At 37.6% G+C, this 12,364-nt stretch carries 8 protein-coding genes and 1 pseudogene; 2 read left to right on the forward strand and 7 right to left on the reverse strand.

All coding sequences use genetic code 11. The features are described 5' to 3' along the window. Window positions 1-182 precede the first annotated feature (182 nt). Window positions 183-1,169, forward strand: a complete 987-nt coding sequence (locus HMPREF2728_RS02530) for an L-lactate dehydrogenase (RefSeq protein ID WP_045763432.1) — start codon at window positions 183-185, stop codon at window positions 1,167-1,169. A 57-nt stretch (window positions 1,170-1,226) separates the two neighbouring features. Here the strand turns inward: HMPREF2728_RS02530 and sdbB are convergent, their stop codons facing one another. The 6 genes from sdbB to HMPREF2728_RS02560 form a co-directional block, all read right to left on the reverse strand. Then, the gene (sdbB, locus tag HMPREF2728_RS02535) at window positions 1,227-1,787 is read right to left on the reverse strand and encodes a thiol-disulfide oxidoreductase-associated lipoprotein SdbB (RefSeq protein WP_060955819.1); all 561 of its coding nucleotides are present in this window, start codon (window positions 1,785-1,787) and stop codon (window positions 1,227-1,229) included. 12 nt (window positions 1,788-1,799) lie between these two features. Next, window positions 1,800-2,507 (reverse strand): thiol-disulfide oxidoreductase-associated membrane protein CcdA2, encoded by a 708-nt coding sequence (gene ccdA2, locus HMPREF2728_RS02540; protein WP_060955820.1) that lies wholly within the window; start codon window positions 2,505-2,507, stop codon window positions 1,800-1,802. A gap of 127 nt (window positions 2,508-2,634) precedes the next feature. Further along, complete coding sequence (locus HMPREF2728_RS02545; protein WP_045763436.1) at window positions 2,635-3,495, reverse strand: methionyl aminopeptidase; 861 nt, start codon at window positions 3,493-3,495, stop codon at window positions 2,635-2,637. Between the two features lie 14 nt (window positions 3,496-3,509). Beyond that, window positions 3,510-4,787: a CBS-HotDog domain-containing transcription factor SpxR gene (gene spxR, locus HMPREF2728_RS02550; protein WP_060955821.1), complete on the reverse strand. Its 1,278-nt coding sequence runs from the start codon at window positions 4,785-4,787 to the stop codon at window positions 3,510-3,512. After that, the gene (locus tag HMPREF2728_RS02555) at window positions 4,780-5,331 is read right to left on the reverse strand and encodes a GNAT family N-acetyltransferase (RefSeq protein WP_049525843.1); all 552 of its coding nucleotides are present in this window, start codon (window positions 5,329-5,331) and stop codon (window positions 4,780-4,782) included. The genes spxR and HMPREF2728_RS02555 overlap by 8 nt, the downstream gene beginning before the upstream one ends. 16 nt (window positions 5,332-5,347) lie before the next feature. Continuing rightward, window positions 5,348-6,607 (reverse strand): UDP-N-acetylglucosamine 1-carboxyvinyltransferase, encoded by a 1,260-nt coding sequence (locus HMPREF2728_RS02560; protein ID WP_060955822.1) that lies wholly within the window; start codon window positions 6,605-6,607, stop codon window positions 5,348-5,350. A 181-nt stretch (window positions 6,608-6,788) separates the two neighbouring features. Here HMPREF2728_RS02560 and HMPREF2728_RS10785 point away from each other — a divergent pair. Continuing rightward, window positions 6,789-7,529 (forward strand): annotated as a pseudogene (locus tag HMPREF2728_RS10785) (transposase); the annotation flags it as partial. Window positions 7,530-7,735: 206 nt separating this feature from the next. Here HMPREF2728_RS10785 and HMPREF2728_RS02570 read toward each other — a convergent pair. Further along, window positions 7,736-12,364: ZmpA/ZmpB/ZmpC family metallo-endopeptidase (locus HMPREF2728_RS02570; RefSeq protein ID WP_148130245.1), on the reverse strand; the 4,629-nt coding region annotated here is incomplete at its 5' end.

A 12,364-nucleotide genomic window follows, 5' to 3' on the forward strand; every position in this document is an offset into this window, starting at 1 on the left:
ATTTCACTATTAGTAACTAGATATATTATACCATAGTTTAGCTTATATTTCAGTCTATGGACACACATAAAACGCTTACATTGATAACTGGATGTTATATCCGTGACAAAGCTATTTAAAAGTGATAGAATGGAATCAGACAGGGTATTACCCTAAAAAAAACAAAGGAGATGTTTAGACTAATGACAGCAACTAAACAACACAAAAAAGTTATCCTCGTTGGTGATGGTGCCGTAGGTTCATCTTACGCTTTCGCTCTTGTTAACCAAGGAATTGCCCAAGAACTTGGTATCATTGAAATTCCTCAATTACACGAAAAAGCTGTTGGTGACGCTCTTGACCTTAGCCACGCCCTTGCTTTCACTTCACCTAAAAAAATCTATGCTGCTGAATACGCTGACTGTGCGGACGCTGACCTTGTAGTTATCACTGCTGGTGCTCCTCAAAAACCAGGTGAAACTCGTCTTGATCTTGTTGGTAAAAACCTTGCAATCAACAAATCAATCGTAACACAAGTTGTTGAATCAGGATTTAACGGTATCTTCCTTGTAGCTGCTAACCCAGTTGACGTTTTGACATACTCTACATGGAAATTCTCAGGATTCCCTAAAGAACGCGTTATCGGTTCAGGTACTTCTCTTGACTCAGCTCGTTTCCGTCAAGCCCTTGCTGAAAAATTGGATGTAGACGCTCGTTCAGTTCACGCTTACATCATGGGTGAACACGGTGACTCAGAATTTGCCGTTTGGTCACACGCTAACATCGCAGGTGTTAACCTTGAAGAATTCCTTAAAGACACTCAAAACGTTCAAGAAACTGAATTGATCGAATTGTTCGAAGGTGTTCGTGACGCTGCTTACACAATCATCAACAAGAAAGGTGCTACATACTACGGTATCGCAGTTGCCCTTGCTCGTATCACTAAAGCAATCCTTGACGATGAAAATGCAGTACTTCCACTTTCTGTATTCCAAGAAGGTCAATACGGAATCAAAGATGTCTTCATCGGTCAACCAGCTGTTGTTGGAGCACATGGTATTGTGCGTCCAGTAAACATCCCATTGAACGATGCTGAAACTCAAAAAATGCAAGCTTCAGCAAAAGAATTGCAAGCTATTATTGATGAAGCTTGGAAAAACCCTGAATTCCAAGCTGCTTCAAAAAACTAATTTAAGTTAGAAAAAATGTCTAGACGATTTGTCTAGACATTTTTATATTTCATTACTTTATTTCATTTGAGCAAAAGCTGCTTCTGCATCTGCGTTACTAATTGCACCTAATTGCATCTTAGCAATTTTACCTTGTGAATCAATTAGATACTCTGTAGGGATACTTCGAATTTGATAGGCTTGAAAAACAGCTCCTTTTGTATCATATAAAACAGGGATGTCTTTATAACCTTGTTCCTCAAACCACTTTGGAAATTGGTCTACCGTTTTTTCACCTTGAAGCCCTGGCGCAATGACAGATAAAATTTCGAAACCACGATCTTCCTTAGCAGCAAGTTCCATCAATTCTGGCATACTCTTCTTACATGGTCCGCACCAAGATGCCCAAAATTTAAGATAAACTTTTTTACCTTTAAAATCAGATAATTTCACTTCTTTTCCATCCATCGATTGGAGGGTGAAATCAGGTGCTTCTGCTCCAATAGCTACTTGCTTCACATACGCTTGTTGTGTCTGACTTGATTGATTTTGTGGACTTGATTTTTTCTCTTCCTTGCCACAAGCAATCAGAAGAAAGAGAGACAAGAAACTAAGTCCAAAATAGATAATTTTTTTCATAGATTACTCCTTTTATCCTAATATTCCAGATAAGACATTTAACTGTCCCAACATTAATAAAATTCCCATGAGAACGATCAATAAACCACCAATTTTCTTCAATAAAAGTATGTGGAATTTGATTCTACTAAAATAAGGCATGACAAGACCTGATGCCAAGGCCAGAACTAAAAATGGAAGTGCCATTCCGAGAGTGTAAATGAGGGTTAATAAGGCCCCCTGAAGAGCTCCATTTCCTCCTGAGGCAGCCAGTGCTAAAACAGAACTTAAAACTGGGCCTATACATGGAGTCCAGCCAAAGCTGAAGCTGATACCCAGTAAAAAAGCCGAGAGATATTTACTAGACTGTTTTTGCTTAAATGTTACTGTTTTTTGTACCTCTAATTTTTGTAGATGAAGAATTTCCATCTGATGCAATCCCAGTATGATAATCATGATTCCCATGACATAACGGAACCAGACAGCATAAAGTAAATTCCCAAGGAATCCTGCTCCAAATCCAAGAATAAAGAAAATGAGAGAGATACCCGCAATGAAACAGAGGGTACGAATCAATCCTGACCAGTCAACATCTTTACCCAAAAAACGAAATGTCTTTGACTTCTCTTGATCATCTAGCAGAACACCTGCGTAGACTGGTAACAAGGGAAAGATACAGGGAGAAAAGAATGACAAGACCCCAGCAATAAAGACAGAAATAAAAAATAAAATACTTTCCAATTAAAAACCTTCTTTCATATAGTCATCTTTTATTTTACTATAAAAGAAAACGTTTGTAAGATATCTGCTACGCAAATTTATTTTCAACTTGAAAGAATCAAAAAAAGGAGCTCAGCTCCTTTTTTGATTAATAAGTTCCCTCTTCACCTTGACTTGTCAAGATTACAGGTCCATCTTTAGTAATAACAAACTGATGCTCGTACTGACATGATAGTCCACCATCGATTGTTTTATGTGCCCAGCCTGTTTTCATATCTGTATCGATTTCCCAATCACCTGTATTGATCATAGGTTCAATGGTTAAGACCATGCCTTCACGAAGGCGGAGACCACGACCTGCGATACCATAGTTAGGCACCATTGGTTCTTCATGCATAGTTGGACCAACACCGTGTCCTACAAGATCACGAACAACTCCGTACCCACGACTTTCAGCATATTCCTGAATAGCAGCTCCAATATCTCCAATACGATTTCCTACAACAGCCTGCTCAATTCCCTTATACATAGCTTCTTTGGTAACATCCATCAAGTTTTTAACTTCTTCTGACGGTTTTCCAACAGCGTAAGCCCAACAAGAATCTGCCAATCCGCCCGTAAAGTTTTGAGTGTATTTTTTCATCTGCTCAACGTTGTTAAAATTAAGTTTAGAAACATTGAGGTCAGACTTAGCGATTGGCCCACCAAGAACCATATCAACTTTCAGCAAATCGCCTTCCTTCAAAATATAGTGGCGTGGAAAAGCATGGGCTACTTCGTCATTAAGCGAACAACAAGTTGCGTATGGATAATCCATCATTGCCCCATCAACACCAATTTGAAGAGGGAGGAAATTTTCTTCTTTACAACGACGACGCACATATTCTTCTACTTCCCACATATCTACACCTGGTTTGATGATGTCTCGCAAACCGATGTGAATACTGGCAAGAAAATCGCCAGCCTTATCCATTGCTTCGATTTCTCTAGCTGATTTTAATGTAATCATGTTTTCTCCTAGTTTTAATTAATTTTTACAGTAACATTTGCTTTTGATACGATTTGATGATTGATATAAATGTCATAGTCAATAATGGCTGACCTTCTCGTATGATGAATAATTCTAGCCTGAATTCGCAAGATATCATCGATCTGAACAGCCTGTAAAAAGTAAATCAACATCTGTTCAATGATGAGGTTACGTCCGCTATTCACGACCAGATCCTGCGTCATATGGGTCAAAATTTCTGAAAGAACTCCATTTGCAAGGACTCCATTTTTTTCCAACATAAATGGTTCAACCGTAATGACAACTTCATCATGGTGGTAAGATAACTTCTGACCAACCTGTTCTGAAAATGTTGGCAAAGCTGAAACTTGAGAGCGGCTCATCTTTTCCATGACATCCCGTCTAGTAATAACACCAAGTAAAGTTTGATTACTTCTCACAACAGGTACCATTTCAAAGTCTTCAGCAATCATTCTCTGGCTAACGTTAGCGATATTCGTCGATAAACCAGTCATGTAGACTGTCCTTGTCATGACCTTATCTATCGTTGTACCAGGTGATTTATCCCCAGCATCACGCATAGTAACTACACCAACAACGACCTGATGCTGATTGATGACAGGAAAACGGCTCGTTCTATTCTTACGAACCAAGTCTAGATAATCTTTGACAGTATCCGTTTCCTGTAGAAATCCATATTCATGACTGGTACGATAGATTTTTTCAACCGTTAAAATATCTGTCTTAATCTGAACATTAGACAAAGCTCTGTTGATCATAGTTGCAATTGTAAATGTATCATGTTTACTGCGCAATACTGGAATATTTTTTTTATTAGCATGGTTCAAAACATCTTCATGAACTTCAAATCCACCTGTTACCAAGACAGCATTTTCATTTTCTAGTGCTAATAACTGAATACGTGTTCGATCTCCTACGATAAGTAAGCCGCCATCATGAAGATATGAAAGAATATTCTTTTCAGTCATCGCTCCAATGGAGAATTTACTAAATTCTCTATCCAATCCAGCTTGACCAGCTAAAACTTCCGAGCCTGTAACTTCTGCAATTTCTGCGAACGTTAATTTCTCAATAGCTACTTTTTTTGACTTTACACGTACTGTTCCACTTCGAGGACGTGTTTCAACAAGTCCCCTATTTTCAGCTTCTTTGATAGCCCGATATGCCGTACCATCACTTACTCCCAGCCGATTTGAAATACTACGAACACTGACACGCTTCCCAACTGGTAATTCTTCCAAGTAGGCTAATATTTCTTGGTGTTTACTCATTTAGATTTCCTTTTGTATAACGGAATTCTAGATAATCCCGCATCTTTCGGGTATAACGATCGCTACCTTTAAAACGACGATAAAGAACAAAATCTGATTTCTCTGCTACTTTCTGACTAGCAACATTTTCTAGATGTGTCACAATCGAAAGTTGCTTCAAGGCAAACTCGTTCATAGATAAATCTCGTAATTTGGTAACTGCTTCAGTCATATAACCCTGAGACCAATAGTCTTTCTTTAAAAAATAGCCAATTTCAGCTTCTTTCTTAATTTCATCAAGTTTTTCAAACTTGATAGCTCCAATCATTCTTTGCTCTTTTTTATCACAAATAGCCCAGATCCCCAAAGGTGATTTCATAAAATAATTGGCAAGAGCATACTGACTTTCTTCAATACTTGCTTGTGCAGGAAAGATAAATTGAAGATTTTCAGGATCTGATGCAAGTTGATGAAAATCATCTACATCTGTAAAAAAGAAGGGACGGAAATATAAACGTTCCGTCTCATAGAAAGAAAATTTTGCTAATTTAGTCCAGATATTCATTGCAATCCTCAAAGTGCTAATCTTCGATTAGCTCAATATCTGCTCCAAGATTACGCAATTTTTCGATAATATTCGAGTAGCCTCGAAGGATGAATTCTACATTGGTAATCTCTGTTTTTCCTTCAGCCATCAAGCCAGCAATAACCAAGGCAGCTCCAGCACGTAGGTCTGTCGCCTTAACTTTTGCACCCTGCAAAGGATTTCCACCCTTATAAAGTATGTGGTCGTTTGTTGTTGAAATATCTGCATTCATTTTGGCTAATTCAAAAACATGGTTGACACGTTTTTCATAGATTGTATCAATCAATGTGCCACGACCTTCTGCTTTTAAAAGCAAAGGAGTAATAGGCTGTTGAAGATCTGTTGCGAAACCTGGATAAGGAGCTGTCTTGATATTAACAGCCTTTAGATTTGTTTGCTCTTCGACGAAAATACTGTCTTCAGAAACAGTCATGTGAACACCCATTTCTTCAAGTTTAGCAATAAATCCTTCTAAATGCTCATAAAGTACATTATTAATTCGAATCCCATGACCTACTGCAGCAGCCAATGAAATATATGTACCTGCTTCGATACGGTCAGGGATGACTTGGTGACGTGTTCCATGAAGGCTATCTACACCATCAATAGTAATCATATCCGTACCTGTGCCACGAATATGAGCTCCCATATTGTTTAATAATGTAGCCACATCAATAATTTCAGGTTCGCGAGCAGCATTTTCAATAACTGTTCGACCTTTAGCTTTTACTGCTGCTAGCATCGTATTGATTGTTGCACCAACACTAACAGTATCCATATAGACATGTGCACCATGTAGACTTGATCCTTGGGTTGAGAGATTCATATTATCTCCCTCGTAGGTTGTCTTAGCTCCCATAGCTTCAAATGCTTTTAAATGCAAATCAATCGGACGCGGTCCTAGGTCACACCCTCCAGGCAAACCTACAGTTGCTTCACCAAAACGACCTAAAAGACTACCATAGAAATAATAAGACGCACGCAAGCTATTAATTTTACCATAAGGTATTGGTTTATTTTGAACACCACGAGGATCAATCTCAAGAACATCGTCATAACGCTTGACACTAGCTCCCATGATTTCCATAATCTCAATAAGACTAGCTACATCAGAGATGTCTGGAACACAATCCAAAATCACAACATCATCTGATAAAATAATGGCAGGAATTAAGGCAACGACACTATTTTTAGCGCCACTAATCGTAATCTCACCTTTCAATGGTCTCCCGCCGTTAATGACAATTTTTTTCATTTTATGCTCTTTCACTATTTATTAAGAAGGTCTCACCCTATATTATACCATATTTCTTACTAATAGCCAATCCTATAAAATAATTAACAAACGTCTCACACTTAATTCCACCATAAAAATCCGTTTTAGACTAATTTCCACTTTGGTCAGGAAAGTGGAAGTTACTTTGAGAAATTACCCTCAAGATTTTGACAATCTCAATATCATCACAGTTCTGGAAGGTAGAACACAATCTATCATCCGAAATCATTTTCTTAAATATGAGAGTTCTGTCCGAAGTCGCGTCAAAATCATTACTATGGATATGTTTAGCCCTTATTATGACTTGACTAGACAACTTCGCTTTCGAATTTCTAGGCTCAGGCTGAAACAGTCTACGAGACTGTTTCACTCCCAAACGCTAAAATCGTTCTGGATCGCTTTCACATTGTACAACATCTAAGCCGTGCTATGAGTCGTGTGCGTGTACAAATTATGAATCAATCAGGATAGTCGTAAACTGAGTGATAAACATTTTTATCGCCCTACTTTTCGTATGCATTTAACCAATAAGGAAATCCTAAACAAGCTTTTGAGCTATTCCGAAGACTTGAAACACCACTATCATCTCTATCAACTCTTGCTTTTCCACTTTCAGAATAAGGAGCCGAAGAAATTCTTTGGACTCATTGAGGACAATCTAAAGCTGGTTCATCCTCTTTTTCAGACTGTCTTGAAAACATTTCTAAAGGACAAAGAGAAAATTGTCAACGCTCTTCAACTACCCTATTCTAACGCCAAACTGGAAGCCACTAATAATCTAATCAAACTTATTAAACGCAATGCCTTTGGTTTTCAGAACTTTGAAAACTTCAAAAAACGCATTTTTATCGCTCTGAACATCAAAAAAGAAAGGACGAAATTTGTCCTTTCTCGAGATTAGCTTTTCTTCAACCCACTACAGTTGACAAAAAATACCAGATGAGGTGTTTTTTAGCGTGCCCTTTTATGGATCAATAAGTGGTAAAAATAAGACAGTAACCTCAGAATAGCTACTGTCTTATCTCTTTTTTTACTTAAGGCCCTTGATATACTTGACAAATGGTAGAAAAGAGCCACTTTTCAGAGGGAGCAAAAAACTTGTCCCTTTTATATTTTAAACAATGGATTTAAGAAACCATCTGTGTTTTGTAATAATTTCTTATAAACTTTCCACTTGAGGCCTTCGGTATGCTTGAAACCACCTTCTTTCAAGTCTTTCTCAACAGCAGTGTTAAATAAGTTTTGAAGTTGAGCGTAAGTTGAAATCTTAGAACCGTCTACTTCAATCTCAACAAAGCCTTTCTGTGCTTTCGCATACACTTCATGATACCAATGTTTCTTCCACTCTTCGAGGTTTTGGAATTGATTATTAGAAACTTTCTTGATAATGAAATCATCACCTAAAAGCCCTTTATTTTCTCTGTTGGCATCACCTTTTAACTTGTTAGAAACATAAGGGATAAAGCCATTCTCATAACCATAGTAACCCCACATACGGAAAGTATTGTGTTTAAAGGAAATAGAACCTACGGTGCTTCGACTCGTATTCCCGCCAAAGATACCTGCCATCATATTGACCGTTTGATAAGCACTATCAAAACCTTCCGTACGGAAGCGACCGTTATTTGGCATACCATGAAGAGTTACAAAGTTATTATCTACCAACTTGTCAATGCTATCAATTGGTAATTTCTTCTCTTCTTCCGTCAAATCACGTAATTTGTCCCACTGGTGTGGTTCTCCAATTAAACGATTTCTATCCGCATTTGTACGCCACTCTTTATCCATCTTCTTGAACCACTTAGAGTTATCAGATAACTTCTGCTTAATAACGGCAGTAGCTTCTAAGTAATCTAACATCATCATAGACTCATTGTAGTTTTTCATATAACTATCAATCTTGTCTCGACTGTCTAACTTAGCTGGATCATAATTGTAGTACTGCTCACCATCATTTTTACGCTCATAAGCCATGTTGATACCCAGAGCTTTATACTCACTATTCGGAGTAGATTTATCAGGGGTTTGTAACATACCTTGAGCAAAGGCTTCTAAGTCAGTACCTTCACGATGCCAATCTCCACCATAGTAAGCCATACGGTCGTTTATGTGAGTTGTTTCATGTGTAAAGGCTGAAATACCAAACTGACTAATCATGTCAGTTACCATGAAGTAAACCTGATCATCTTTCCATGGACGTTCATAAATTTTTGCCATCGCTCCCATCGCTCCGTTAACTTGATGCCAACGATCAGTTGGGCCAAATAGCTCACGAATAGGAGTTGCAACCTTGCCATCTGAACCATAACCACGGCGACTAGCATTCTTAATACCGCTATAATTTTGATTATCCCAAACAGGCGTTGGTACGGAGTTTTGACTCTTCAAGAGCTGATTACGAACTTTTGGTAAAGCTAAACGAGACCAAAAGTCTAAATATCTTTGTTGAGCTTTCGCTACTTTGTTTATCTCCTCTTTGAAAGCATTTCGTTCTTCTTCCGTATTCTTCCCATATTTTTCAAAAGAACTGAATGCCAACGTGTTGTAAGTAGAAATGACAAAAATATGTGCTTTCTTCAAGTTGAGTAACGGTAAAATCATGCGACTATGCACGTCATTGTTCAAACCGTCATAGATACGATGGCGCTTGTCTTTGAAATCCTCTGTAGTCGTCTCAGGCTCAGAAACATAAACGTTCTTTGCAGCATGAATAAACCAGTCATTTAAGTCGGTGTACTTAGTGAATAAACGCATGTTATAGCCTAACAAGCCATTTAATTCACCTTTTCCAATAGTACCACCAATAACTTCACGATAAGCTTCTAAACTTCTATCTCCTTTTAAATTCTTTTCTGCTGAACCTATACGAATCAAGAAATCTAAAATACTTGGTGTTTTACCATAAAAGTCTGGTTTAAACATCATCAAATGCTTAAAGTTCAAGCCATCATAGTCGATACCATAATAACGATTTAGATAAGTCAAGGCTAATATAATCTTAGCTTTATTATCTTCAACTTTCTTGAGAAGCGCCTTCTCAGCCACTTCATCACTGTTCAGTTGATGGTCTTCATTTTCTAACAAGGACTTCACTAACTTATCTAACGTCTCTCTAACCTCAGCGAAGCTTTCTTCTAGGTATAGAGATGAAGGGTTATTTGTAATAGCTTTAACCTCAGCAGAGTCTAAAGCAACAGAACTCAACTTCTCTTTAACTTTCGTAATCAAGGAATCTCTGTTCTTATAAACCATATTAGGAGTGTAAACTACACCTAAACCATCTACATTATATTCTTTGACTTGTTTTACCTTAGAGTCCGAAACCGCAGATACCCCAAATTCTTCTTTGGTTCCATCGGCATAGTGAATCATGATTTTATCCACACTTGATAAATCAGTGACAAATTGCCCTGCTTTCATACCTGTTACAGACAGAACAGTTTTCTTAACAAGATTGGAATCATCTGTTAACTTATTCCCTTGGTTTATAATCCACTCTTTGTTATAAAATGGTTGCAGTTTTTCCAAGTTTCGATAAGCTAGGTTTCTTGTTTCTTGGTAGTCCTGAATCGCTTTATATTCAGAATCTCTATCAACAATACGATTTAACTTGTTTACAACTGGATCTTGAATAGCGAAGGTATTCGCAGTAATCCCCATATTAGCGATTTTGGCGTCTGCTTCGGCTTGAGAGATACCAGTAATACGATTTGAATGCTTGTAGGAAGATAAACCACTTGCAACACCATTTACATAATTTACACGTTTGATATTATCTAATCCAAAATATTGGTCATTATCATTCAAGGCTGATGAACCATAGACAATTTCACCATTATTTACTTTAAGCATTGTTACGACGTCTTCAATAACCCCCCAGTTAAAGTTGTTATGAATTACAGCTCCACTTTCGCCATGCTGAATCAAATTCATAGTACCTTTTATTACAGCATTTCGGAGAAATCCTTTTTTACCTACTGTCATCGAGTCAATACCATGATCTAGTTTACCAATTAAACCACCATATTTAGATTTATTGGCACTAATCTTAGCATCAACGTAAGCTTTATCAACGTTACTTATCCAACTTTCGCTGACAAGTCCACCAGACCACCAGCCTTTATCTCCAAGACTGTTAATCTTGCCAATAAAAGCTACATTGCGCATATTAGCTTCATCTAACTTATTAACAGCACCGGTTACATCGTTATTTCCTGTTACTGAACCTACTACTTTGATATTCTCAAGTGTAGACTTCTTAAACATATTACCAATAGGTGCAACTTTATCAGCCCAAGGCATATTGATATTTACATTACCTAAGTTAAAGTTTTTGAGTGTAGCACCTTCAGCCTCATTAAACAAAGGTCTTTCTAAGTTATGAATCGTGTACTGATGATTCTCTACACTTGATAAAGTACCTCTAAACTTAGCCATAACATAAGCTTTACCTGCTGGCTTAACGTTAACTGCATTCAAATCTGCACCAAGTTTAAACTCACCGGTAGGATTTGCTTGCATGTCTTTTGCTAAATCATGGAAGTTGTAATAAACCTTATCCTCGGTAGCCCTCGGTTTTTCAAGATAATAAGTGTAAGTATCTCTTAACTTACCGTCTTTATCACGTTGAACTAAGTCAGGTGCTTTTGCCGTTATCTTGTAAAGCTGCTTACCTTCCTCAATGACCTCTTCAATCTTATCAATTGCTAAACGAGTCACTTTGTTTTCTCTGGAGGTTACTTTTAAGTAATAGTTGTTAAAATCACTTGGAAGAGAAGTTAAATAACTACTATCGCTTTCGATACCGCTCTTATCTACTTGTATTAGACTTGTGTTTGCAATATCTTTCAACTCAACTTTCTTTAAATCTAAGCGTAAAGGTTTATCTTCCAAAGTCGATACTTCTGCACCCTTACCTACATCATAAGTCATAGTGGTTGAAATCGTATAATCTTTGTAATAGTCTAAGTTCTCTAATACTTGAGATAAGTTATCGGTTTTTAAATCAAGCGTTTTTACAATTTTTCCACCTTCTTTGATAGTCGCTACAATGCGTGTAATTGTAGCATTGTCTTGATTTTCTAGATTGTAGTTAATTGTAGCAGACTTAGCTAAAACATCCTTAGATACAGTGGTCAGAGTCAAAACAGGAGCCGTTTTTTCTTTGAGCTTTTCTTTGGTACCTTTTACAAGAATTTCAGGCTTCATTTCTTTCAAAATAGTTACTGTTTCAACTGGGTCACTGATTTTTTTGCCATGTAACTCTTCATAGCTAGTAACAATTTGACGTTCGCCATCCTCACCAACTTGTTTAATAGAATCATCACCTATAAATTTGCTAGAATCAGATTCTTCTGTGATAGTTTTAGGAATAGTCTCTGTACGAATATCAGTATGTAAAGCAGGAAGCTCTTCTCTCTCTGGAGCAACGTCAGGAACTGTAGCTAGTGGATCGGTATACTCTGAGATTTCAATAACCGGCGGATCAATTAAGTTTCCTGTTTCATCTACTCCTGTTGTACCTACAGATTCCGTGTATTCTGACTTCTCGGACTTGGGTGCTTCGTCTGGAACTGTGCCTACCGGTTCAGTGTATGCTGGTTTTTCATGAACTTCTGGCTCACCTTTTTCAGTCACAACAGCTTCGGGTAATGCCGGTTGAACTTCTGGTTTTCCTTTATCAGTCACAACAGCTTCGGGTAATGTTGGTTGAACTTCCGGTTCGCCTTTGTCAGT

The sequence above is a fragment of the Streptococcus sp. HMSC061D10 genome (assembly GCF_001808865.1).
GTDB lineage: Bacteria > Bacillota > Bacilli > Lactobacillales > Streptococcaceae > Streptococcus.